The following is a 23,565-nucleotide window of genomic DNA, read 5'->3' as shown; positions in this document are numbered from 1 at the left end:
CACCGAGTTGCCGCAGCGTGCGCCGGACGCAGATGTAACCGATCTTCTGCCGTTCAATTACGCCCGGCAACAAAAGGAAAAGGAAGAGACCGGCTGACGAACTGAATGCGCGTCGGCGTGCTGGCCCACGCGCAGGCTCATCACCTCGACGCGAATATCGCCGGTTGACCCCGACCATCGCGGTACGGCTGCGCTTGCCCGTCTGTCGCAAACGATTCTTTATTCGGTGTGCTGAAATCACCGCTTACAATCAAACTACTCTGGCTAGCGCTACGCAACGTGCTGGCCAAGTCGGTACGGGCCACCTTTGACTGGAAATCCGCGATGAACCAGTTTGCCATCCTGTTTGGCGACCGATTCACGACGGCGCGAGGGTAACGTTCTTTTAAACCGCCTCGCCCACAAAAACGCGGACAGGTTCAAAGGCCCCAAAAAAACCCTCACTCCACCCCACGCCGCTCATGACTGGGCGCATGCCCAAACTGAACCCGATACGCCTTACTAAAATGGCAAGGTGAATTAAACCCACAAATCGCCGTCACACGAGAAATCGAAGTATCGGTGGTTCGCAACAGCTCCCGCGCACGCTTCAGCCGCAACGTGAGGTAATAATGCGTCGGCGAAACGTTCAAATAAGCCTTGAACATCCGCTGCAAATGCCGCTGCGAAAGCCGAACGAGCCGCGCGAGTTCCTCAAGCGACAGCGGCTCCTTGATATTCGCCTCCATCAACCGCACGACCTCCACCAGTTCGGCGCGCGAAAAGCCCACACGCGCATCCACTGGAATGGGCTGCAGATCGGTCGAGCCGCGAATCCGTTCGAGAATGAACTGTTCGGATACCTTGGCGGCAAGACTTTGCCCAAGGCGCGCACCGACGAGTTCGAGCATCAGGTCGAGCGGCGCCGTGCCGCCCGTGCAAGTGAGGCGGTCGCGATCGACGACGAACAGTTCGTCAGCGAAACGCACACGCGGAAACTCTTCGTGCAGAACCGTGAGATCTTCCCAATGCACGGCGCAGCGATAGCCGTCCAGCAGCCCGCTCGCCATCAGCGCGTAAGCACCGGTGCAGATGCCGCCAAGCGGCACGCCCTGCTGCGCCACCATGGCGAGCGTGGCGCGCACGCCGTCGCTCATGATCTCGCGAATGCGAATGCCACCGCACACGATCAGCACGTCGGGCAGGCACGCCGGGTCGAGCGCCTGCGCGGGGCGCACCGTGATGCCGTTGCTTGCGCGGGCCGGTGCGCCATCGAGCGAGTAGATCGACCAGCGGTAATGGTCCGCGCGCCCCACGTAGTTCGCCATGCGCAGAACCTCGACCGCACTGGAAAACGCGATCATCGAAAAATTCTGCAACGTCAGGAAACCGAAATGTCTGAGAGACGATGCCGTGCGCGTTTCGGGCTCGGGCACGGCGATGTCGGTCGTCACATTGCGCTCCTCGGGAACAGCGGTTGATCGTGTTATTTCAACGGCTACGCCTCTACGACTACGGGACGCACGCGCATCAGATGCTTGAGTCCCGAGAACAGCGGCGCTTTCACGGCGCCCGGCGCCCGGCCAAAGCTTTCGGTGATGCGGTCGAGGATGATGGCAAGCAGCACGACGGAAAGTCCGCTTTCGAAACCGAGGCCAATATCCAGCCGCTGAATGCTCGCGAGCACGTCGTTGCCGAGTCCACCTGCGCCCACCATCGAAGCGATGATGACCATGGAAAGCGCCATCATGATGGTCTGGTTCACGCCTTGCATGATGGACGGCAGCGCATTGGGAAATTGCACCTTGTACAGCAGCTGCCACGGCGTGCAGCCGAACGCCTGCCCCGCCTCGACGATCTCGCGGTTCACGTGCTTGATGCCGAGGCTCGTGAGGCGTACGGCGGGCGGCATGGCGAAGATCACGGTGGACAGGATGCCGGGCACGCGGCCGAGACCAAACAGCATCGCGGCAGGAATCAGATAGACGAAGGCCGGCATGGTCTGCATCAGGTCGAGTATGGGCCGCACGATGGTTTGCACGACCTTGCTCTTCGCCGTCCAGATGCCAAGTGGAATGCCGATCACGAGGCTGATCACCGTTGACGAGAGCGTGAGGCCGAGCGTCACGACGGTTTGATCCCAGAAGCCCGTAGCGTAGATCAGCAATAGCGAGCAGGTGGCGAAGATCGCGAAGCGCCAGCCCACGCGCCACAAGCCGATTGCGATGAAGAAAGCCATGAGCGCCCACATGGGGATGGCCTGCAAGCCATGTTCGACGAAGGCGGCGAAACTCTCGATTGCCTTGCCCACGGCGTCGAAGCTGTTGGCGTCGTGGTCGAGCAGATAATGAACCGACTGATCGACCCACTGGCCGACGGGAATGATCTCAGACATGGGCACCTCGATTACGCGTAATGACCTTCAGCACGGCGGCCTGATCGATGGAGCCGCAATAGCGGCCCTCGTCGTCGACCACGGGCAGCGCCGTCGTGTTCGCGCACACGCGCGAGACCACTTGCTCCAGCGGCGTGCCAAGCGTGATGCATTCGACTTTCTTCAGCGCTGGCTGCGCGGCGCCGATCGCATCGCGCGTGACACAGCCGCTGATGCGGCGCTGCGCGTCCAGCACGAACGCGTAATCGGCGCTACCGTGGAGCGACGAGGCCACACTCTTCGCGTCGAGCGAGCGGATGAGCGGCACGGCTTCGCGCTGCATGAGGTCGCCTGCGGTGAGATAGCGGCTCGTGTCCACGCCGTCGAAGAACGCGCGCACATAATCATCAGCAGGATTGCTGATGATTTCCTGTGGCGTGCCGATCTGCACGATGCGTCCGCCTTCCATGATCGCGATACGGCTGCCAATGCGCAGCGCCTCTTCGAGGTCGTGCGAAACGAACATGATCGTGCGGCGCTGCTCTTTTTGCAGTTGCAGCAGCACGTTCTGCATTTCCTTGCGCTTGAGCGGATCGAGCGCGGAGAACGCTTCGTCCATGATCATGAGCGAGGGATTCACCGCGAGCGCGCGAGCGAGGCCCACGCGCTGCTGCATGCCGCCCGAAAGCTCGGCCGGCAGCTTCTGTGCAAACGGCGCGAGGCCGACCTGCTCCAGCACGGCCAGCGCGCGCCGCTCGCGCTCCTTGCGGCCCACGCCCGCCACTTCGAGGCCGAACGCGGCATTCGCAAGCACGCTGCGCTGCGGCATGAGCGCGAACGACTGGAACACCATGCTCATATCGGTACGGCGCAGCGAGACCAGTTCCGAGCGCCGCACGGCCGCGATATCGCGCCCGTCGATGATGACCTTGCCGGCCGTGGGCTCCACGAGCCGGTTGATAAGCCGGATCAGCGTCGACTTGCCCGAGCCGGACAGGCCCATCAGCACGAAAATCTCGCCCTCGTGCACCTCGAACGAGGCATTGTTCACACCGAGCACATAGCCGGTCCTGGCGAACAGCTCGTCTTTCGTCGCGCCCTTCGCGAGCAGCTCACGTGCAAGCTTCGGGTTGGGCCCGAACACCTTGCATAATCCATCGACCACGATCTTGGGGGATTTCATCGACTCCGTCTCCTCGAACGGCAGGCGCCGGCCCGCACGGTATGTCTACATGGTTGCCAGAAAAAACCCTGTCGGGATGGCGAATTGCGACAGACGCTTACGCAAATGCGACACGGCCCGCCATGGGCACTGATCTGGCGGGGCCGCGGCGGGCCCCCTGCCGTTTTTTTACCTGCGATTACTGCGTGCCCGCCCAGGCGTTCACGCGGTCGCCATGCGCGGCGATCCACGTGTCGGCGGCGGCGTCGGGTTTCTCGCCGTTCTGGATCGCGAGCATCACGCTGTCGATCTCACCCGGCTTCCACTGAAAGTTCTTCAGGAACGTCACCACCTGCGGGGCCTTCTTTTCGAGCTCGGGGTTGGCCACGTTGTCCACGTGCTCGGCCGCGCCGTAGACGTTCTTCGGATCGTCGAGGAAGCGCAGCTTGTACTTGGCGAACATCCAGTGCGGCGTCCAGCCCGTGACGATCACGGGTTTCTTCGAACCCACCGAACGCGCCAGTTCGGCCGCCATCGCGCTACCCGAACTCGGCATCACGTTGTAGCTGAGGTCGTATTGCTTGACGGCCTCGTCGGTCTTGCGCATCACGCCCGCACCAGCGTCGATCCCGACGATGCGTCCGCCGAACGCCGACTTGTCCGCGTTGAGATCGCTGATGCTCTTCGCGCTCACATAGTCGGGCACCACGAGGCCGATCTTCGCGCCGGTGAAGTTCGTGCCGAGGTCGACCACCTTGTCCTTGAATTGCGCCCAGTACGCGCCCTGCGTCACCGGCAGCCACGCGGAAAGCGTCGCGTCGAGGTCGCCGCGCGCCACGCCCTGCCACATGATGCCCGCGGCCACGGGCACGAGCTGCACCGGATAGCCATAGCGTTTCTCGATGATGCGCGCGGCCACGTTGGACGTCGCGACGCTGTCGTCCCAGCCTTCGACATAACCGATCTTCAAGGTCGGCTTGCCGTCGGCAAACGCCGGGGTGCTCAAGCTCACCACCGCCGATAACACACCGGTCCAAAAGAGTTTTCCAGCCTGCTTCATGGTCGATCTCCTGTGATATGGGCAAGCGCCCCGTGCCTATGCAGATTCGCCCGCCACAATCTGCCGCTAACGTCGATTTACGACGTGTTCTTGTCGTTGCGCGACGCGCGCGCTATTTGTCGACGACGAGGTCGGACAGCGGCTTCGAGCAGCACAGCAGCGCCATGCCCTGATCGATCTCGCGCTGGCGTATACCGCCGCTGTGTTTCATCTCCACCTGCCCGGAAACGAGCTTGACCTTGCAGGTTCCGCACATGCCCTGGCTGCACGAAGAAGCCAGGCGCACGCCGGCCTGGCGCGCGGCATCGAGCACGGTTTGTTGTGCACCGCATTGAATCTCGCGGCGGCTCTTCGCGAAGGTGATCTTGAAGCTGGCGGTTTCGACCGACGAATCCGCCGGGGGCTGTTCCACCGGCGCCTCGGCTTCCGCCGTAAGCGTTTCGAATGAAAAACTCTCTTCGTGGTAGCGTTCGCGCGCGAAGCCCGCTTCGTCGAGCAGATCGCGCACGGCTTTCATATAGGGGGCGGGCCCGCAGGTGAAGATTTCGCGCTCCATGAAGTCCGGGGCAATCAACTTCAGGAGCGGCAGCGAGAGAAAACCGGTCACGCCGGACCAGTCGGTACGCGCGCCCACCCTTTCACACACGAACGACGTGCGGAAATTCGCGAGGCTCGAAGCGATCAGTTCCAGCTCGCGCGCGAAGATGATGTCGTCGGGCGTGCGGGCGCTGTGCACGAAAACAATATCGCGGTCCTCCGCGAGATCGTGATGCGCGCGGCTCATCGACATCAGTGGCGTAACGCCGGAGCCTGCGGAAAGAAACAGATACTTCGGCGCGGGGTGGCGCGCACACGTGAATTCGCCGGCCGGCCCGAGCACGCGCAGCGAAACGCCTGGCCGCAGGTTGTCGTGCAGCCAGTTCGACACCTTGCCGCCCGGCACGCGCTTGACCGTAATGGAAAGGGTATGAGGCCGTGCGGGCGACGACGAAATCGTATAGCACCGGTTGATGGCCTCGCCGTCGATCTCGAGTTCGAGCGTGAGGAACTGCCCCGGCTCGAACGAGAACGTGCGGCCCTGCGGCGAGCGCAGGAAAAAGCTCTTCACGTCGTGCGTTTCCTGCCATACGTGGCAGCACACGAGGGTTTCCTCGACCTCGCTCGTCCACCGCTCGGGCAGCGCACCCCAGAACGCCGGGCGCGTCACCCGGCTGTCGCTGGCGTCGAGTGGATTGAATTGGGCCGCGTCTCGCATCATGTCAAACTCCGCTCTCATTGCTTTACGCGTGTGCGTTATGCGCCAATCTGCCGGGCGAGGCGGCCGATATACCAGGCCGAGAACTTTTCCACGAGTCCTTCCGTGTACGGCGAATACGGACCCGGTTCATACGCGCTGCTCGCCGCGCCGCGCTGCGAATACTCCACGAGCGTGCGGTCCTGGTTGTTGGTCGCGTTCCACACGGCGGTGAGGTTCTCCACGTCGTAATCGATGCCTTCGCGCGCGTCCTTGTGAACGAGCCAGCGCGTGCGCACGAGCGTTTCGCCGGCGGAAAGCGGAATCACGGAAAACGACACGATGTGATCGCTCATGAAGTGATGCCACGAATTCGGCTGCGTCCAGAACGAGAGGCCGCCGAGATCGGCCGTGCGAAACTCGCCGAGCAGCTTCTTCGAGGCGACCTTCGCGTCCAGCGTTTGCGACTCGCCGCAGCGGTCGAGCGGCAGGCGCTGCGTCCGAAAACCCGTGACATCCAGCAGTTTTTCGATTTCGACCGATGGCAGGTCCATCGCTTCCCACTGCTTCGCGCGCTCGTTGCAGGTACGCTCGAACGCGTCCATGCCTTCTGCGTTGGCGTCCGTGCGTGCGTAGCCAAAGCCATATTCGTAGAGCGAAATCGTCAGCTCAGGATGATTCGCCACGCAGTGATAGCACTCGCGATTGTTTTCCATCACGAGCTTCCAGTTGCCCTTCTCGATGATGTCGACTTGCGCCGCAACCTTGCAGCCCGCCAGGTCGTGCGGCAGCAAATACGGCTCCATCTCGGCGCGCATGAGCTCGAAGTCGGCGGGCGGCTCTTCGGCGAGACACACGAAGATCAGGCCCGCGAGACTTTCCACATGCACGTTCTTGAGACTGTGCTTGCAGCGGTCGAACTGCTCGCCCATGTGCTCGGCGAACATCAGCGCGCCGGTGAGGTTGTAGGTCCAGCTGTGATACGGGCAAACGATATTGCCCACCGATCCCTTCTCTTCGTTGCACAGGCGCGCGCCGCGGTGGCGGCAGACGTTGTGGAACGCGCGCACCTGCATGTCGTCGTCGCGCACGATCAGGATCGAGTCGCCCGCCAGATCGACGGTCACGTAGTCGCCCGGCTCGGGAATTTCCGCTTCCGTGGCGACCTCGATCCAGTGCTGCCGGAAAATCGTCTCCATATCGAGCGCGAAAATCTCCTCGCTCAGGTAGAAAGGCGCCTCCAGGCTGTAACCCGCTTGGCGGCGCTCGATCAGCGCGCGAATCTCTGCCGTTACTTTCATATGTGCTCCGGATTTTTCATCCCAGTTCGTTGCCGACAGGCCAGCAAAATCAGTAATCGATGAGTTGATGCTCCCGCAAATACGCGAGGATCACTTGTGCTTTTTCGACCGAACTCCCTTCAATTACGACGTTGCCGCCCCGGCTTTCCGTCGTGGTCGCCGAAAGCATGCGCGCGTGGCCTGAGCGCTTCTCCGCAGCGGCGAGCCGCACGGGTTTACGCTCGATCGGGCCAACCGTCCATGCGGCCGCTTCGGTGGATTCGGCGGCGTTCACGCGCGTTGCGCTCGCGGGCCGCACCGCGCCCGCGCGCAGCCGCGCATAGGCGTAACGGGGCTGGGCGTTCGCGAGCGGATGCACGGCGATTACCGCGGGCAGCGCCGTCTGCACACGACGGCGCAGCCCCTTGGGCAGAAACTGACGAACCACGGCGGCGCGCGTGGCGACGTCCATGTCGATGTCCACCGCGCCGCCCACGATCGGCACGCCCAGCGCAGCCGCCACACGGTACGGTAGCGTGCCGCTGTCGTGCGCGCCCTCGGCGCGCGTGCCGGTCAACACGAGGTCGTAGCCACGCACACGTTCGGCGAGCACGCGTGCCGCGTCGCCGGAAGGCGCGCAGGCCAGCACCTCCACTTCGTGCGCGCCTAGCGCGAGGTATTCGGCGAGCGCAGGATCGGCGGCGTCGCCTGCGTGCAGCACGTCGAGACGCGCGTGATGCCGCTCGGCCAGCGTGCGCGCGAGGCCGAGCGCGAGCGCATCGTTGCGGCTATAACGCGGCGCGCCGCTCACGGGGTGACACCCCACAGACACGAGCACCGCAATGCGCTCGATTCCACGTTGAGGATCATGGCGTGCGTTCATGCGGCGACTCCTGCAGAATGCGTTTCGTCACGTACGGCGCTCGCCCCGCCATGCTGTGCGCGTGCGGTTTGCACCTGATCTATCAGCGCGGCGATCGTGCCTTGCGCGTCGCCGACCACGGTTAAATTGGCGCGCTTCGCAATCGGCGCGCTGCCGTCGAGATTCACGGCAATCACATGGCGGCAGTCCTTGATGCCCTGCAAATGCTGCACGGCACCCGAAATACCGAACGCGATATACACGCTCGCCTCGACCGTCTTGCCCGTTGCGCCCACTTGCTTGTCGCGCGTGAAGTGACCGTTGTCCACCGCCACGCGGCTCGCGCCGATTGCCGCGCCGAATGCGCCCGCGAGCCGTCCGAACGCGGCAACGTCCGTTACACCGTTGCCCGCCGAGACGATGAAATCGGCTTCTTCGAGCGCGACCTGGGCAGCGTCGATGGATTCAAGGCCGAGGTCCTTGTATGGCGACGCGATGTCGGTAACCGGCCGAATGAATTCGCCCGCGAGGCGGTCGCCCGCGCCGACGAAAGGCAGCTTCGCCTCGACAGCGCCCGGCGCGAGCAGGATCACGTCGGGCAGCGAGCGCGCGGCCCACGCGCGCTTCGCCTGTTCATACACGCCCACATGCTTCGCATCGATCTCGACTACATGGGTCGCCACGCTCGCACCCACGACGGCCGCATAGCGGCGGCCGAGGTCGCCGTCGCCGCTGGCGTTGTCGGGCAGGAACACGTGCTTCGGCGCGAGCGCCGCCGCGCAGGCCTGCAGCGCGCGCAATCCGATCTCCGGCGCGAACGTGCGGCGCTCGAAACCAGGCAGTTCAATCAGCTTGTCCACGCCGAGTGCCCCGGCATCGTCCTTCAGTTCACCGAACACGAGCAGCGCGACTTCGGTTTGCGCATCGGCCAGCAGCGCGGCGGCGGCAATGGCCTGGCATGCGTGATCGTCGAGCGCGCCGCGTTCGGCGTGAGCGACTACGAGCAGGACATGATCCGGATGACTCACCACACGGCGTGGCTTCGCGGCGCCTTCGTGCGCATGCTGCGTGAGCCATTGCCCATCGCTCGCGTCCGCGCTGCCGGCTTCGCCCAGCGTGATGCGCTTGAGGCCCGCCGCCGTGACGACGAAGGGGCGGCGCGGATCGATTCGTTTGAGGATATTCATCGATTCACTCCAGCGAGGCGGCCACGAGTTCGGCCACGTCGAGCACGTCGGGGCGCGGGCCCACCACGCCTTCGAGCATCGCCGTGCACTGCGGGCAGGCCACGGCGACCACGTCGGCATTGACTGCGCGCGCGTCGGCCATACGGATGTCGGGAATGCGCTGCTTGCCGGGGATATCGGTGAGCGGCGCACCGCCGCCACCGCCGCAGCAGCGTGCGCGCATGCCGTTGCGATCCATCTCCACGACCTTGATGCCGATGGTCTTGAGCAGCTTGCGCGGCGCTTCGGTCTCGCCGTTGTAGCGGCCCAGATAGCAGGGATCGTGATAGGTCGTGCGCTTTTCCGCGAGCGCCTGCACGGCCTTGGGCGCGATGCGTCCGGTCTCGGCGAGTTCCGCGAGGTAGGTCGTGTGATGAAGCACTTCGTAACGCCCGCCAAGCGCGCGGTACTCGTTGCGCAGGCTGTGCATGACGTGCGGATCGGCGGTGACGATGCGCGCGAAGTTCAGCGAGGCGAGCGTCGTCATCATCTGCCTGGCCATGCGCTGGAATGTCGCTTCGTCGCCTAAACGGCGCGCCACGTCGCCAGTGTCGGTTTCCCGCGCGCCGAGCACTGCGTAGTTCACGCCCGCCTTGTTGAGCACCTTCACGAGCGCGCGCAGCGTGCGCTGATAGCGCATGTCGAACGCGCCCTCGCCCGCCACCACGAGTATGTCTACGCGCTTGCCCGGTTGCGCCACGGGCGCGTTGAGATCAACCGACCAGTCGTAGCGCGCCGCCTTGTCGTAGCCGCCCGCCGTGCCTGTTTCGCGCAGGTTGGCCAGCACTTCCGGGCCTTTTCCCGGCACTTCGCCGTGCACCAGCGTCTGGTTGCGGCGCATATCGACGATGGCATCCACGTGCTCGATCAGCATTGGGCACTCTTGCACGCAGGCGCGGCAGGTGGTGCAGGACCACAGCGTTTGCGCTTCGATCAGGCTTGACACGATCGGGCCATTCGGCGCGCCGCTATGCTGGCCGACCTTGATGCCGGGCGTGGGGCTGCCCGCATAGGCGGCATCGGTGCCGCCCGCCATGCCGACCACGAGATCCTGAATCAGCTTCTTGGGGTTGAGCGGCTGGCCCGAAGCGAACGCGGGGCACGCGGCCTCGCATTTGCCGCACTGCACGCACGCGTCGAAGCTCAGCAGCTGGTTCCAGCGAAACTCAACGGGTTTCGCCACGCCATATTCCTGCTTCTCTTCGATGTCGGGGAGCTTCAGCGCCGTGGGCGGCGTGGCCGTGCCGTTGCCGGTCCAGCCCTCGCGCGTTGCCGAAAAGCGCTCCTGGCGTGGATGGAACGCGAGGTGCAGCAGCCCCGCCACGGCATGCTTCATCGGGCCGCCGTGCGCCGCACCGAACGTCATTGCGAACGCGCCCACGGCGATCAGCACCGCGCAAAGCACCGCGAAGCCGCCCGACATGGCGCCCGCCGGTACGACCGTGAAGAGCGCCACGCCCAGCGCGAACGAACCGAGCAGCCACGGCAGCGTATTCCAGGGCCCGCGCGAGAGGCGCGCCGGCACCGCTTTCGCGTGACGGCGGCGCCACACGAACACCACGCCGATCAGCATGGCGAGCGCCGCGATAAAGATCAGCTTGTCGAGCCACGGCGAATAGATCGCGAACCCATAGTTGATAAACACGAGCGCGAGCGCCGCAATGGCGCCGCCCGCGGTAGCGACGTGAGTCTTCGCGATGTACGGGTCGCGCGCCACTACGTGGTGCAGATCGACGAAATAACGCTTCGGGATACTGAACAGCTTGCCGACGCCTACGGAGCTGGGGACAGCGGCGCGCCCCGCCCGCCAGAAAGCGGCACGCTTCGCGACCGCGAACGCGAGCCCCGCCATCGACACCCACAGCAGCGCGGTAATGAGCCAGGTCGGATTCATGGTTCAGAAGTCCTTGGCGAGCCGCAGCGCGTCGTAAATCGCGCCGTGAATGTTGTGCAAGGAGATACAGTCGCCCACGCGGAAGAGCAGGAAGCGGCCATTGCCGAGTTCTTCGGCAAGGCACGGCTGCGCCTCGGCTGCGAAGAGCTTGTGCACGTCCACCTGCCCGCGATTGACCGATTCGGGCTTGAGCGTCCAGTACAAGGCGTCGTTGGGCGTGCTGCCGTTTTCGATCACCACCTGATCGACGGCGCGCTCTTCCTGTTCCTCCGTGTACTCGTTGCGCAGCACGGCGATCTTCTTGCCGTCTTCTTCGTACACACGGTCGAGCCAGTAATTCGGCGTGTGAATCACCCCTTGCGCATAGAGGCGGCGATAGAAGATCGGGAACGTGGTGCCGCCCACGTCGTCGGCGACCTTCACGTCGGGCGTCACGATCTCGACCTTCGAGCCACGGCTCGAAATGAAATCGGCAACGCCTGCGCCCGCATGCGTGCTCACGCCGTCGTAGACGAGCACGTTCTGCTTCGGCTCGACCTTGCCGCTCAGGATGTCCCACGCGCTCACGGCGAGCCCCTCTTCCACGCCCCAGGCCGGAACCTGCTGCGTGAAGCTCGACCCGCCCGTGGCGAGCACGATGATGTCGGGCTTTTCCGCGAGAATGGTTTTCTCGTCGGCCGTCACGCCAAGGCGACGATCCACGCCAAGGCGCTTCGTCTCCATGTCGAACCAGCGCACGATGCCCGCCATCTGCTCGCGCTGCGGCGCTTTTGCAGCCAGCAGAATCTGGCCGCCCACGGCGTCGTTCTTCTCGAACAGCACGACATCATGGCCGCGCAGCCGCGCCACGCGTGCAGCCTCCAGGCCTGCAGGGCCCGCACCGACCACCACGACCTTGCGCTTCGGGCCTCGCGATTTTTCGATCACGTGCGGCATAGTCGCTTCGCGCGACGTTGCCGCGTTCTGCACGCACAGCACGTCGAGCCCGTTGTACTGGCGGTCGATGCAATAGTTCGCGCCCACGCACTGCTTGATCTCGTCCTCGCGGCCGTCGCGAATCTTGATGACCATGTGCGGGTCGGCGATCTGCGCGCGCGTCATGCCCACGAGATCGACCATGCCGCTTGCGAGCAGACGCTCGGCCTGGCCCGCGTCGCGAATGTTCTGCGCGTGCATGACCGGCAGCTTGACCACCGACTTGATGCCTGCCGCGAGATGCACGAACGGCTCCGGCGGCAGCGCCATGGGCGGCATGCAGTTCGCGAGCGTGTTGTGCGTATCCGCGCCGGAGCCGATCACGCCGAGATAGTCGATGAGCCCCGTTTCCGACATCGCCTGCGCGATTTCCTTTAGCTGCTCGTGATCGAGGCCGTCTTCGTGGAATTCGTCGCCGCACATGCGCAGGCCGACGCAAAAGTCCTTGCCCACCGCTTCGCGGACGGCCTTGAGCACTTCCACGCCGAAACGCAGGCGGTTTTCGAGCGAGCCGCCCCATTCGTCGGTGCGAAAGTTCGTGCGCGGGCTCCAGAACTGGTCGATCAGATGCTGGTGCGCGGCGGAGATTTCGATGCCATCCATGCCCGCGTCCTTCACGCGCTTTGCAGCCGCCGCAAAGTCGCCGATGATGCGGCGGATCTCCTCCACTTCGATGATCTTCGCGTTGCCGCGGTGCACGGGCTCGCGTACGCCCGAAGGCGACATCAAATGCGGCCAATGCTCGCCGTGAAAGGCGGAGCGGCGGCCCATGTGCGTGGCCTGGATCATGATCTTCGCGCCGTGGCGGTGCATGGCTTCGGCCAGACGCGCGAGCGGATCGATGATCTTGTCCGTGGCGAGATTCACCGACTTCCACCAGCCCTGAGGACTGTCGATCGACACCGGGCTCGACCCGCCGCATACGGCCAGGCCCACGCCGCCCTTGGCCTTTTCTTCGTAATAGCGGATATAGCGGTCGCCCGGCAAGCCGCCCGGCTCCGCGTAGACCTCGGCGTGGGCCGTGCTGACGATGCGGTTGCGCAGCGTGAGCTGATTGAGCGTCAAGGGTTTGAACAGATTGGGGTAGCGCATCGCAGACGACCTCTGGCGTTCGTGTCTTTCGGTGTGACCTGTATTGCGGGGGGCGCGCGCTCGTTCAGGCGGCGATCGGCGAGACTTCGAATACGCAGTGCGCGTGGCCCTCGGCGGCGCACTGCACTTCTTTCGATTGCGAACGCGGCGCGTTCTTGCCACCTTCCGTGGTGTCGTTCACCCAGTCCATCGCGCCCGCGAACCACCCCGCGAACATGTAGCAAAGCTTGCCTTCCTTGCCCGGTTGCGCGAGCACGAACGACGAATGGCGCAATTCGATCTTCGCGCGCGCGGTGGCCGGATCGGCCTCGCGGATCGTGAAGAGGCCCCAGCCGCGCTGCGAAAGACGCGTCAGGTAGTGCTCGAACACGGCCATGCCGGCAATGCCGTGCTTTTCGGCTTCCTTCGCGCACCAGTGGTACGCCGATTTGTAGCCGGCCTTGTAGAGAATCTCGGCGTACACATCACGGCCCAGCGCCTCTTCTACGGCGGTGTGATTGTTGGTGAAGAAGTGACGCGGCACGTACAGCATCGGCAGCGCGTCCGTGGTCCAGACGCCGGTGGCGGGATCGACATCGATCGGCAGTTGCGGTTGCATTTCGTGGGGCTCCAGTGACACAGTGAGCGATTTTATTTAGGGTTTCTAAGTGGTAACGATGGCCTTTCCGCGCTGCGGAGTCAGGCCTGGCGGTCAACCGCCCCAGACTTCGCCGAACACGCGCATCCAGTTCTCGCCCATGACCTTCTTGATGCGCGTCTCGCTCCAGCCAGCTTTTTGCATGGCGGCGGTGAGATTCGGAAACTCGCCGATCGTGCGGATGCCTTCCGGGTTCACAACCTTGCCGAAATTCGTGAGGCTGCGATAGCGGCCCTTGTCGTGCGTGATCCAGTCGAAGAACTCGGTGCTGTAGCCCTGCGTGAAATCCGTGCCAATGCCCACGCGGTCCTCGCCGATCAGATCGACCACGTATTCGATCGCTTCGAGATAATCCTCGACGGTCGAATCCGGGCCTTTCTTGAGGAACGGTGCGAACATCGTCACGCCCACGAAGCCGTTCGCGTCGGCAATCTCCTTCAACTGCTCGTCAGTCTTGTTGCGCGGGTGCTCCTTGAGACCCGACGGACAGCAGTGCGAATACGTCACCGGCTTCTTCGAGCAGGCAATCGCATCCGATGAAGTCTTTCCGCCCACATGCGAAAGATCGACCAGGATGCCCACGCGGTTCATTTCCTGGATCACTTCGCGCCCGTAGCCGGAGAGGCCGCCGTCCGGTTCATAGCAGCCCGTGCCCACGAGGTTCTGCGTGTTGTAGCAAAGCTGCACGACATTCACGCCGAGTTCCTTGAACACCTCGATATAGCCGAGGTTGTCCTCGAAGGCATACGAGTTCTGGAAGCCGAAGATAATGCCCGTCTTGTTCTCTTTCTTCGCCCGCAGAATGTCGTCGGTCGTGCGCACGAGCGTGAGGATCTCGCTGTACTCGCGAATCTGCTGCTTCATCTGCGCGATGTTGTCCACGGTCTTCTGGAAGTCTTCCCAGACGGAAACCGTGCAGTTGACGGCAGTGACGCCGCCCTTGCGCATGTCTTCAAACACCGAGCGCTCGAACTTCGAAATGTTCAGGCCGTCGATGATGATGCTGTTGTCATGCAGAGTGCTCATTAGCCGCTCCGAAACGCTCAAATGAAATTGAAAGGCGGTAGTGTGAAGAATCAGGCCTGCTGAATCAGGCCTGCGTATAGATCGGGAAGCGCTCGCACAGCGCGAAGATCTCGCGGCGCGCGCGCTGCTCGGTGGCGGCGTCGCCCTCGGGATGTACGCGCAGCGCGTCGAACACTTCGAGAATCAGGCGGCCGATCTCGCGGAACTCGTCCACGCCGAAACCGCGCGTCGTGCCGGCGGGCGTGCCGAGGCGAATGCCCGAGGTGACCGTGGGCTTTTCGGCGTCGAACGGGATACCGTTCTTGTTGCAGGTGATGCCGGCGCGCTCCAGCGCCTGCTCGACCTGATTGCCCTTCAGTCCCTTGGGCCGCAGATCGACGAGCAGCAGATGGTTGTCGGTGCCGCCCGTCACGAGGTCCACGCCGCCCGCCTTCAGCACCTCGCCCAGCGCCTTCGCATTGGCGAGCACGCTGTCGATATAGGTCTTGAAGCTGGCTTCGAGTGCTTCGCCGAACGCCACCGCCTTGCCCGCGATCACGTGCATGAGCGGGCCGCCCTGGAGGCCAGGGAACACAGCCGAGTTGATCTTCTTCGCGATCTCCTCGTCGTTGGTCAGCACGAAGCCACCACGCGGGCCGCGCAGCGTCTTGTGGGTGGTGGAGGTGACCACGTGGGCGTGCTCGACGGGATTCTGATGACGCCCCGCCGCGATGATGCCCGCGATATGCGCCATATCCACCATCAGTTTCGCGCCGACCGAGTCGGCGATGGCGCGAAAGCGCGCGAAGTCGAGTGCGCGCGGATACGCGGAAAAGCCTGCGATGATGAGGCTGGGCTTGTGCTGCTGCGCGAGTTCTTCGACCTGATCGTAATCAATCAGCATGGTTTCGCGGTTCACGCCGTACTGCACGGCGTTGAACCACTTGCCGGAAAGCGCCGGCTTGGCCCCATGCGTGAGGTGACCGCCTGCGTCGAGCGACATGCCGAGCACCGTGTCACCCGGCTTGGCGAGCGCGAGCATGACCGAGCCGTTGGCCTGTGCGCCCGAATGCGGCTGCACGTTGGCGAAACCGGCGTTGAACAGTCGCTTGATGCGGCTGATGGCAAGCGCTTCCACCTCGTCGGCGAACTCGCAGCCGCCGTAATAACGCTTGCCCGGATAACCTTCCGCGTACTTGTTGGTCAGCACCGAGCCTTGGGCTTCGAGCACGGCGCGCGACACAATGTTTTCCGACGCGATCATTTCGACCTGCGACTGCTGCCGCTCGAGTTCTTTCAGGATGCTGCTGCGAACTGCGGAATCGCGCTGCGCCAGCGTTTGCGAAAAGAAAGGTTGAGTGTTCGACATAGGGCTTCCGTGACGATGAATGAAGGACTTCCTGCAATGCTGGAGGCCCCGTCGCGACTGGTTTTGCAGCGGCTGTGAACCCGCTTGACCGGCTTGGGACCGACGCTTCTATTCTTGTCGTTCGAATTGGCGCTCAACGTCGAAATTCAGACGCGTTCTTTTCCTTTTCCGCCATCCGCGTCCATTTTTCACAAGTGGCTCCGCTTGGCGCCCGCTAACGGTGCGCCGTGCCCCATGTTTCCCAATCCGAATTATTTATCGTGCATCGCAGTGCACCAATCCCGCACCCTCGTCCTTTTTCCCGCGTCCGGGCTTTTTTGTCCAGATGACTCAGGGTTTTGCCGCATGGCACACTGGACCCGCCAAACTCGAAAATTGCGGTAGCGTAGCCAGCCCCCCGGCCTCATCGGGCCTCCACTGGGCACCAGGCTACCGATCACAAGGAATCGTCCCCCATGCTGCCGGATCGCACAGCGTCGTTTGCGCACTTCGCGTTCATGCCGCTGCCCGACTTCACGATGATCGCGTTCACGAACGCGATCGAAGTCCTTCGTATGGCTAACTACCTGAGCGGACAGCCGCTTTACAGGTGGTCGATCATCAGCCCGGAGGGCGGCCCGGTCGCGTCGAGCAACGGGCTTTCCATCGACACCGGCCCGGCCGAATGTGTGGGGCAGCCCGATATCGTGTTCGTCTGCGGCGGCATCGATGTGCAGCGGGCCACCACGCCCGCCCATCTCGCCGCGCTGCGCCGCTTCGCGCGTATGGGTGTCGCGCTGGGCAGCCTGTGCACGGGGACCTATGCGCTTGCGAAGTCCGGGCTGCTAGCTGGGTATGCCTGCGCGATCCACTGGGAAAACATGTCGGCGCTGAAGGAAGAGTTTCCGTCCACGCGTTTTCTCAAGGAGCTCTTTGTCATCGACCGCGAGCGCGTGACTTGCACCGGCGGTATCGCGCCGCTCGACATGATGCTGCACCTCATCACCGCGCGCGTGGGCACGGCGCGCGTGACGCAGATCGCCGAGCAGTTCGTTGTCGAGCATGTGCGCGATACGTCCGCCCAGCAGCGCATGCCGCTCGTCGCGCGGCTCGGTTCGGCGAACAAGTCGCTCTTCGAAGTCATCTCGCTCATGGAGAACAATATCGAAGAGCCGCTTTCGCGCGAAGAGCTCGCGCGTCTTGCGAATATGTCGCAGCGGCAATTGCAGCGGCTCTTTCATGAGCATCTCGGTATGACGCCTACGCATTACTATTTAACGCTGCGGTTGCGGCGTGCGCGTGAACTGCTGTTGCAGACCGATATGTCGATTATGCAGATTACGATGGCTTGCGGCTTTCAGTCGGCTTGTCACTTTAGCAAGAGCTATCGGGATGCGTTTGGTAGTGCGCCTACTGGTGAACGGCGTAAACGTGTCGCGCCGCTTGCTGGCGTGGATGCGCCTGCTGCTACTGTTGTGCCTGCAACAGTGCACGTTTGAACTTGTTTTCGCGGTGGTATGCCAGTGTTGCCCCGCACAGGGGCAACACTGGCAGACCGACGCGAAAACAAGAAAACCCAAAAAAACGGCCAAAAGCCAAAACCAAAAACAAAAACTAAGCCGCCAGCAACCCATGCGGATCAATCACAAACTTCCGCGGCGCGCCGCCATCAAACTTTTTATACCCCTCAGGCGCCTCATCGAGCGATATCACCGACACATTAACGATCTTGGCGATCGGCAGCCGGTCGAACAAAATCGCCTGCATGAGGTTGCGGTTGTACTTGAGCACGGGCGTTTGCCCCGTATGGAACGTATGCGACTTAGCCCAGCCAAGGCCGAAACGGATGCTCAGGCTGCCGTGCTGCGCGGCCACGTCGCGTGCGCCCGGATCGTCGGTCACGTAAAGCCCCGGAATGCCGATCATGCCCGCAGGCCGCGTGATTTCCATGAGTGAATTAAGCACCGTGGCCGGCGCTTCCTCCGAGTGACCGGAAGCGCCATGCCCGTGTGCTTCGAAGCCCACGCAATCCACGGCACAATCGATTTCCGGCTTGCCAAGAATCTGTTCGATCTGCTCGCCGAGCGTCGCGTCTTTCGAAAGGTCGACCACTTCGAAGCCCATTGCCTTCGCATGCGCGAGACGCTCGGCATTGATGTCGCCGACGATCGTGCAGGCCGCGCCAAGCAGGCGCGCCGAAGCCGCGGCCGCCATCCCGACCGGACCCGCGCCCGCAATATAGACCGTCGAACCCGGCTTCACGCCCGCCGTGACCGCGCCGTGATAGCCCGTCGGCAGAATATCGGAGAGGCACGTGAGATCGCGGATCTTCGACATCGCCTGGTCGCGGTACGGAAACTTCAGCAGGTTGAAATCGGCATACGGCACGAGCACGTATTCGGCCTGGCCGCCAATCCAGCCGCCCATGTCGACATAACCGTAAGCGCCGCCCGCGCGCGAGGGGTTCACGTTCAGGCAAACGCCCGTGTGCTGCTCGCGGCACATCGCGCAGCGCCCGCAGGCCACATTGAACGGCACGGAAACGAGGTCGCCGATCTTCAGCGTTTCGACGTCCTTGCCGACCTCCACCACTTCGCCGGTGATTTCGTGGCCCAGCACGAGACCTGCGGGCGCCGTCGTGCGCCCGCGCACCATATGCTGGTCCGAGCCGCAGATATTCGTGCTCACCACCTTGAGAATGACACCATGGCCGATCGAGCGCCCGCTCGGATCGACCATCTTCGGATACGCGATCTTCTGCACCTCGACCTTGCCCGGCCCTTGATACACGACGCCTCGATTACCGCTCATCTCGCTGTCTCCTGTTCGATGCAGCTCGCAACGCTGCTCACTAGATGACGTTACCTCGCGCGGACTGCGCGCAAGACAACGATGCTTCGAGCGTAGCCTGAGCGCCGCATACGACGATGTGCAAAAAGCGACGCGCCCTTGCTTTGTGCCGACATCGGGCTACGCGTCTTGCCTGCTACGGCTGCCCGCCCCCGTCAGCCCGTATCCATTGCCGATAGTCGGCGCGTGTCCAGTCGAGCGCCACGCCCACGCGCCGCGTGCCCGGCCGGATCTTCGGCTTGTGGACCGCGAGCCTGAGCGTTTCCAGCGCGGGCCATTCGCGAAACGAAAACGCCGCAATGTCCGCCACCAGCGTTTCGAGCAGCCGCGTGTGCGGCTTGCGCCCGAGAAAATCGGCAAGGCGCGTGCAATAGCCGTCGTAGTCGATCCAGTCGCCTGCTTCACCCGCCGAGCGCTTTTCTCGCGGCATGCAGCGATAGCCAAGCTGCGCGTCGATCACGAGTGGCTGCGGGGAGCCGTGCTCGTGCGGATAGATGCCGATGCGCGCCGGCACGCTCAACGCTTCGACGAATACGCTCCAGCCGCGCCCGCGCGGCTCATCATGAGCGCCGAGCGCACCGATTGCGCCCAGCGCGCCGAGCGCCGGCTCGAACGCAGCATCGACGATCTTCATGGCGCGACCGACGCCGCGGCGTCGACCATGATGCGGCAGAAATAATCGGCGAAGCTGCGGCGCACGACGATTTCGAAGCGGTCGTCGCCCGTGGGAATCAGCACGATCGATGCCTTGAAATACACGCTCTGCGCGCATTGACCCGGCTTGAAGAGGCGCGGATGCAGATCGAGCGGGCAGCCGCGCGAGAGCACGTCGCGCGCTCGCGTGCCTTCGATCTCGATCAGCGTGTTGCCGCTGCCGATGTCCACGGCCGCCGCATAGGCGTCGCCGAGCACGGCGGTCAGCTTCGCTTCGAGCATGCCTGTTTGCACGGGCGCGAGCGAGCGCACGAGCCATTCGTCGGGTCCGAGCCAGAGCACGTCGTAATGGTCGCTGCGCGCGACGGTGTTCGGCGCGGCGGCCGGCTCGCAGCCCACGACGCTGGCGAACGCCGCGACGAACGCCGGGTCGCTCGATTCGCCGCGCACGTTCACGAGGTCCCGGAACGGCAACTCGCGCATGGCGAACGCTTTCGAGGCGCGTCCCTCCTGCGCCTTGATCAGATCCGTTGCGCCAACGAGCGGCGACTCCAGGCGCACGCCGACGACGCGCTCCGCGACCGGCAGGGGGTCTTTCGTTTCATTCAACATGCTGACGCACTCCTTCCGTGTCGTAGAAAATCGGGCTCGCGATCTGCGCGCTCACGCGCCGGCCATCGGCCATGGGAATCACCACGCGCTCGCCCATCTTGTTCAAGCCGCCCTGCACGACCGCAAGCGCGATGGAACGCTGGAGGATCGGGCTGTAATAGCTCGACGTCACGTGACCGATCATCGGTGTCGTGCCGTCGGAGCGCGCCTGCGCATCTGGCGCGATGATCTGGCCGCCTTCGGGCAGAACATACTGGGCTTCATCGGTTAGCAATCCGACGAACTGCTTGCGGTTTTCCTTGGCCGTGTCCGAGCGCTTGAGCGAGCGGCGGCCGAGGAAGTCCTTCGTCTGCGAGACGAGACCGCCCATGCCGAGGTCGAAAGGCGTGACCGACCCGTCCGTGTCCTGTCCCACGATGATGTAGCCCTTCTCCGCGCGGAGCACATGCATCGTTTCCGTGCCGTACGGCGTGATGTCGAACTCGGCGCCTGCTTCTATCAACGCTTCCCATACGGCGCGGCCTGCATTGGCCGGCACGTTCACTTCATAGGCCAGCTCGCCCGAGAAGCTGATACGCATGACGCGCGACTTCACGCCCGCGACCGTGCCGTTGCGATACGACATGAACGGGAACGCGGCGTTGTCGAAGTCGATGTCCTTGCACACCTTCTGCAGTACCTTGCGGCTCTTCGGGCCGACCACGGCGAACGTCGCCCAGTGGTCGGTGACGGAAGCAAGACGCACCTTCATGTCGGGCCATTCGGTCTGCAGCCAGCGTTCGAGCCACGTGAGCACGCGCGCCGCGCCGCCCGTGGTGGTCGTCATCATGTAGTGCTGCTGGCCGAGGCGCACCGTCACGCCGTCGTCGAACACCATGCCGTTTTCGTCGAGCATCAGGCCATAACGGCACTTGCCCACTTCGAGTTTGAGCCACGGGTTCGTATAGACCCAGTTGAGCAGCTTCGCGGCGTCGGGCCCCTGAATGTCGATCTTGCCCAGCGTGGAAGCATCGAGAATACCGACGCTATTGCGCACCGCAAGACACTCGCGCTTCACGGCCGCGTGCAGATTCTCACCGCTCTTCGGGTAGTACCACGGGCGCTTCCAGTTGCCCACGTCCTCGAACTGCGCGCCATGCTGCACGTGCCACTCGTGAATGCAGGTCTTGCGGATCGGGTCGAGCATGTCGCCGAGTTCCCGCCCCGCGAACGTGCCGAACGTGACGGGCGTGTAGTTCGGGCGGAACGTCGTCGTGCCCGTTTCGGGAATCGTCTTGCCGAGCGCGCTGGCGAGAATCGCCATGCCGTTGATATTGCCGAGCTTGCCCTGGTCGGTGCCGAAGCCCATGGCCGTGTAACGCTTCACGTGCTCGACCGACTCGAAGCCTTCGCGCGCGGCGAGCAGAATGTCCGCTGCCGAAACGTCGTTCTGGAAATCGACGAATTGCTTCGGACCGCGCGCCGCATCCTTGCGGCTGCCCACGAGCCACAGCGCCTGCAGCGGCGTTTCTTCGAGCTCGGCGGCCTTGGGCACAGCGGGCCGCTTGAGCGGCAAGCCGAGCGACTTCGCCGCGTCGATGCCGCCGTCCACACCCTGCGTGAGCGCTCGGGCAAGCCCGAATTCGCCCACCGCCGCGCCAACGCTCACTTCCTCCTGCACCCGCTTGCCCGGCATGAAGCACGCCTTCGCGTCGCTCCAGTGCGCCTTGCCGCCCGACTGCGCGAAGAGGTGGAGCACCGGGCTGAAGCCGCCCGACACGGCAACGAGATCGCATGCGAGCGTGGCCTGCCGCGCACCGGCTTGCCCGTTCGTGTAGCCCACCACATCGACTGAACTCACGCGCTGCTTGCCGTGCGCACAGTTGATGGCCGCGTTGTACATCACCTTCACGCCCTGGCGGCGCGCGGCGGCCTGCAATGCGCCGTTGCCCTGGGTGCGCGAATCGACGACCGTGACAGTCGCTCCGCATGTCTTCAGGTCGAGCGCACAACGGTAGCCCGAGTCGTTGTTCGTGAACACGACCGCATTGCGGCCCGGCAACACGCCATAGCGATGGATATAGGTCGATACCGCCGAGGCCTGCATGATGCCCGGCAGATCGTTGTTGCCGAACACGATGGGACGCTCGTGCGCACCCGTCGCGAGAATCACGCGTTTGGCGCGGATTTTCCACAACAGTTCGCGCGTACCCTGGCGCGTGGATACCGGCAGATGCTCCGTCAAACGCTGCGTAACGGTCACGAGGTTGTGATCCTGATAGCCGAAAGCCGTGCTGCGCGAAAGGATCTTCACGTCGGGCATTTGCTTGAATTCGGCTTCGATCTTCTCGACCCAGTGGAGCGCGGGACGTCCGTCGATATCGGCCTTGCACGACAGCAGGCTGCCGCCCAGTTCGCGCTGGTCGTCCACCAGAATCACGCGTGCGCCGGATGCGCCCGCCGTATGCGCGGCTGCGAGACCGGCGGGGCCGCCGCCGACCACGAGGACGTCGCAATGCGCGAAGCATTTGTCGTAGCGGTCGGGGTCGCGCACTTCGGGCGCTTTGCCGAGACCCGCGGCGTCGCGAATCTTTTCCTCGTATTTCGGCCACCATTTGCGCGGCCACATGAAGGTCTTATAGTAGAAGCCCGCAGGCAGAAAGCGCGAGAACTTCTGGTTGATCGCCATGCGATCGTTTTCGAGGCTAGGCTCGGCGTTCACGCTCGTCGCAATGAGCCCCTGGTACAACTCGACTTCGGTCGCTCGCGCATTGGGCACCGTATACGCGCCGCGCTCGAGTTGCACGATAGCGTTCGGCTCGGCCACGTCCGCGGTCATGATGCCGCGCGGGCGATGGTACTTGAAACTGCGCGCGACGAAATGCACGTCGTTGGCGAGCAGCGCCGAGGCGAGCGTGTCGCCCTGGAAGCCCTGATACGTGCGGCCGTTGAAGGTGAAGTTCAGCGGAATCGCGCGGTTCACGCGCCCACCGGCGCCGAGGCGGTTCTTCTGGCTCATCGCTGCGTGCTCCCTTGCTTGTTGCCTTGCGCCTCATTTGCCGCGCCGAAGGTCTCGTAACACTGAATCTCGTAGGTGACGGTGTCGCGCGTCGCCTTGAACCACCGGCGGCAACCCTGCGCGTGCAGCCACTGCTCCTTGTGGACACCGCGCGGGTTGTGGCGCATGAAGAGGTAGTCGCCCCATTCCTCGTCGGTGAGCTTGTCGGTGTCGAGCGGACGCGCGATGTCGGCTTCGCCGCCGCACGTGAACTCGACTTCGGCGCGGGGACCGCACCACGGACATTCAATCATCAACATGTTTGGATCTCCTGTCGACCAGAG

The 23,565-nt window shown here is 63.7% G+C and carries 19 protein-coding genes; 1 reads left to right on the top strand and 18 read right to left on the bottom strand.

Annotated elements, in window-relative coordinates; translation table 11 throughout:
- Positions 1-440: 440 nt before the first annotated feature.
- From M3I54_RS25795 to M3I54_RS25735, 13 genes are all read right to left on the bottom strand, one after another.
- On the bottom strand, positions 441-1,433 hold the full coding sequence (locus tag M3I54_RS25795; RefSeq protein ID WP_254341140.1) for a GlxA family transcriptional regulator: 993 nt from the start codon (positions 1,431-1,433) through the stop codon (positions 441-443).
- A 44-nt stretch (positions 1,434-1,477) separates the two neighbouring features.
- On the bottom strand, positions 1,478-2,374 hold the full coding sequence (gene choW, locus M3I54_RS25790) for a choline ABC transporter permease subunit (RefSeq protein WP_254341138.1): 897 nt from the start codon (positions 2,372-2,374) through the stop codon (positions 1,478-1,480).
- Positions 2,367-3,536 carry a glycine betaine/L-proline ABC transporter ATP-binding protein gene (locus M3I54_RS25785; protein WP_254341136.1) on the bottom strand — a complete coding sequence of 390 codons (1,170 nt, stop codon included), beginning with the start codon at positions 3,534-3,536 and terminating at the stop codon, positions 2,367-2,369. Before M3I54_RS25785 ends, choW begins: the two co-directional genes overlap by 8 nt.
- 178 nt (positions 3,537-3,714) lie before the next feature.
- Positions 3,715-4,575: a glycine betaine ABC transporter substrate-binding protein gene (locus M3I54_RS25780; RefSeq protein ID WP_254341134.1), complete on the bottom strand. Its 861-nt coding sequence runs from the start codon at positions 4,573-4,575 to the stop codon at positions 3,715-3,717.
- A 112-nt stretch (positions 4,576-4,687) separates the two neighbouring features.
- Positions 4,688-5,833 (bottom strand): hybrid-cluster NAD(P)-dependent oxidoreductase, encoded by a 1,146-nt coding sequence (locus tag M3I54_RS25775; protein WP_254341132.1) that lies wholly within the window; start codon positions 5,831-5,833, stop codon positions 4,688-4,690.
- 35 nt (positions 5,834-5,868) lie between these two features.
- Positions 5,869-7,110, bottom strand: coding sequence for an aromatic ring-hydroxylating dioxygenase subunit alpha (locus M3I54_RS25770; protein ID WP_254341131.1), 1,242 nt, complete (start codon positions 7,108-7,110; stop codon positions 5,869-5,871).
- A 49-nt stretch (positions 7,111-7,159) separates the two neighbouring features.
- Positions 7,160-7,972: an electron transfer flavoprotein subunit beta/FixA family protein gene (locus M3I54_RS25765; protein ID WP_254341129.1), complete on the bottom strand. Its 813-nt coding sequence runs from the start codon at positions 7,970-7,972 to the stop codon at positions 7,160-7,162.
- The gene (locus M3I54_RS25760; protein ID WP_254341127.1) at positions 7,969-9,138 is read right to left on the bottom strand and encodes an electron transfer flavoprotein subunit alpha/FixB family protein; all 1,170 of its coding nucleotides are present in this window, start codon (positions 9,136-9,138) and stop codon (positions 7,969-7,971) included. Before M3I54_RS25760 ends, M3I54_RS25765 begins: the two co-directional genes overlap by 4 nt.
- Positions 9,139-9,142: 4 nt before the next feature.
- A complete protein-coding gene (locus tag M3I54_RS25755; protein WP_254341103.1) occupies positions 9,143-11,071 on the bottom strand; it encodes a (Fe-S)-binding protein in 1,929 nt (642 codons plus the stop codon).
- Positions 11,072-11,074: 3 nt separating this feature from the next.
- Entirely contained in the window at positions 11,075-13,138 is a 2,064-nt protein-coding gene (locus M3I54_RS25750) for an NADH:flavin oxidoreductase (protein ID WP_254341102.1), read from the bottom strand.
- 64 nt (positions 13,139-13,202) lie between these two features.
- The gene (locus M3I54_RS25745) at positions 13,203-13,736 is read right to left on the bottom strand and encodes a DUF5943 domain-containing protein (RefSeq protein WP_254341101.1); all 534 of its coding nucleotides are present in this window, start codon (positions 13,734-13,736) and stop codon (positions 13,203-13,205) included.
- Positions 13,737-13,829: 93 nt separating this feature from the next.
- Positions 13,830-14,801 (bottom strand): dipeptidase, encoded by a 972-nt coding sequence (locus M3I54_RS25740; protein ID WP_254341099.1) that lies wholly within the window; start codon positions 14,799-14,801, stop codon positions 13,830-13,832.
- 64 nt (positions 14,802-14,865) lie between these two features.
- Positions 14,866-16,149, bottom strand: coding sequence for a serine hydroxymethyltransferase (locus M3I54_RS25735; protein WP_254341096.1), 1,284 nt, complete (start codon positions 16,147-16,149; stop codon positions 14,866-14,868).
- Between the two features lie 455 nt (positions 16,150-16,604).
- Here M3I54_RS25735 and M3I54_RS25730 point away from each other — a divergent pair, with 455 nt between their 5' ends.
- The gene (locus tag M3I54_RS25730) at positions 16,605-17,627 is read left to right on the top strand and encodes a GlxA family transcriptional regulator (protein WP_254341094.1); all 1,023 of its coding nucleotides are present in this window, start codon (positions 16,605-16,607) and stop codon (positions 17,625-17,627) included.
- Between the two features lie 115 nt (positions 17,628-17,742).
- On the opposite strand, the gene fdhA is transcribed toward M3I54_RS25730, so the two are convergent.
- The 5 genes from fdhA to M3I54_RS25705 all read right to left on the bottom strand — a co-directional run bounded on the left by fdhA (position 17,743) and on the right by M3I54_RS25705 (position 23,541).
- Complete coding sequence (gene fdhA / locus M3I54_RS25725; RefSeq protein WP_254341091.1) at positions 17,743-18,939, bottom strand: formaldehyde dehydrogenase, glutathione-independent; 1,197 nt, start codon at positions 18,937-18,939, stop codon at positions 17,743-17,745.
- 175 nt (positions 18,940-19,114) lie between these two features.
- On the bottom strand, positions 19,115-19,612 hold the full coding sequence (locus tag M3I54_RS25720; RefSeq protein WP_254341089.1) for a dihydroneopterin aldolase: 498 nt from the start codon (positions 19,610-19,612) through the stop codon (positions 19,115-19,117).
- Positions 19,609-20,244, bottom strand: coding sequence for a sarcosine oxidase subunit gamma (locus M3I54_RS25715; RefSeq protein WP_254341087.1), 636 nt, complete (start codon positions 20,242-20,244; stop codon positions 19,609-19,611). The genes M3I54_RS25720 and M3I54_RS25715 overlap by 4 nt, the downstream gene beginning before the upstream one ends.
- The gene (locus M3I54_RS25710) at positions 20,234-23,242 is read right to left on the bottom strand and encodes a sarcosine oxidase subunit alpha family protein (protein ID WP_254341085.1); all 3,009 of its coding nucleotides are present in this window, start codon (positions 23,240-23,242) and stop codon (positions 20,234-20,236) included. Before M3I54_RS25710 ends, M3I54_RS25715 begins: the two co-directional genes overlap by 11 nt.
- Positions 23,239-23,541: a sarcosine oxidase subunit delta gene (locus M3I54_RS25705; RefSeq protein ID WP_254341082.1), complete on the bottom strand. Its 303-nt coding sequence runs from the start codon at positions 23,539-23,541 to the stop codon at positions 23,239-23,241. The genes M3I54_RS25710 and M3I54_RS25705 overlap by 4 nt, the downstream gene beginning before the upstream one ends.
- Positions 23,542-23,565 lie beyond the last annotated feature (24 nt).

This window comes from Paraburkholderia sp. CNPSo 3274 (genome assembly GCF_024206475.1).
Classification (GTDB): domain Bacteria; phylum Pseudomonadota; class Gammaproteobacteria; order Burkholderiales; family Burkholderiaceae; genus Paraburkholderia.
Note: the sequence above shows the minus strand (reverse complement) of the source record. Positions and strands in the feature narration are given on the sequence as shown.

What these genes read in the sequence shown, in the direction of transcription:
- M3I54_RS25730 (WP_254341094.1), top strand. Translation starts at nt 16,605, where the DNA reads ATGCTGCCGGATCGCACAGCGTCGTTTGCGCACTTCGCGTTCATGCCG.
- M3I54_RS25765 (WP_254341129.1), bottom strand. Translation starts at nt 7,972, where the DNA reads ATGAACGCACGCCATGATCCTCAACGTGGAATCGAGCGCATTGCGGTG.
- M3I54_RS25715 (WP_254341087.1), bottom strand. Translation starts at nt 20,244, where the DNA reads ATGTTGAATGAAACGAAAGACCCCCTGCCGGTCGCGGAGCGCGTCGTC.
- fdhA (WP_254341091.1), bottom strand. Translation starts at nt 18,939, where the DNA reads ATGAGCGGTAATCGAGGCGTCGTGTATCAAGGGCCGGGCAAGGTCGAG.
- M3I54_RS25720 (WP_254341089.1), bottom strand. Translation starts at nt 19,612, where the DNA reads ATGAAGATCGTCGATGCTGCGTTCGAGCCGGCGCTCGGCGCGCTGGGC.
- M3I54_RS25785 (WP_254341136.1), bottom strand. Translation starts at nt 3,536, where the DNA reads ATGAAATCCCCCAAGATCGTGGTCGATGGATTATGCAAGGTGTTCGGG.
- M3I54_RS25705 (WP_254341082.1), bottom strand. Translation starts at nt 23,541, where the DNA reads ATGTTGATGATTGAATGTCCGTGGTGCGGTCCCCGCGCCGAAGTCGAG.
- choW (WP_254341138.1), bottom strand. Translation starts at nt 2,374, where the DNA reads ATGTCTGAGATCATTCCCGTCGGCCAGTGGGTCGATCAGTCGGTTCAT.
- M3I54_RS25780 (WP_254341134.1), bottom strand. Translation starts at nt 4,575, where the DNA reads ATGAAGCAGGCTGGAAAACTCTTTTGGACCGGTGTGTTATCGGCGGTG.
- M3I54_RS25735 (WP_254341096.1), bottom strand. Translation starts at nt 16,149, where the DNA reads ATGTCGAACACTCAACCTTTCTTTTCGCAAACGCTGGCGCAGCGCGAT.
- M3I54_RS25775 (WP_254341132.1), bottom strand. Translation starts at nt 5,833, where the DNA reads ATGATGCGAGACGCGGCCCAATTCAATCCACTCGACGCCAGCGACAGC.
- M3I54_RS25770 (WP_254341131.1), bottom strand. Translation starts at nt 7,110, where the DNA reads ATGAAAGTAACGGCAGAGATTCGCGCGCTGATCGAGCGCCGCCAAGCG.
- M3I54_RS25710 (WP_254341085.1), bottom strand. Translation starts at nt 23,242, where the DNA reads ATGAGCCAGAAGAACCGCCTCGGCGCCGGTGGGCGCGTGAACCGCGCG.
- M3I54_RS25755 (WP_254341103.1), bottom strand. Translation starts at nt 11,071, where the DNA reads ATGAATCCGACCTGGCTCATTACCGCGCTGCTGTGGGTGTCGATGGCG.
- M3I54_RS25760 (WP_254341127.1), bottom strand. Translation starts at nt 9,138, where the DNA reads ATGAATATCCTCAAACGAATCGATCCGCGCCGCCCCTTCGTCGTCACG.
- M3I54_RS25745 (WP_254341101.1), bottom strand. Translation starts at nt 13,736, where the DNA reads ATGCAACCGCAACTGCCGATCGATGTCGATCCCGCCACCGGCGTCTGG.
- M3I54_RS25750 (WP_254341102.1), bottom strand. Translation starts at nt 13,138, where the DNA reads ATGCGCTACCCCAATCTGTTCAAACCCTTGACGCTCAATCAGCTCACG.
- M3I54_RS25740 (WP_254341099.1), bottom strand. Translation starts at nt 14,801, where the DNA reads ATGAGCACTCTGCATGACAACAGCATCATCATCGACGGCCTGAACATT.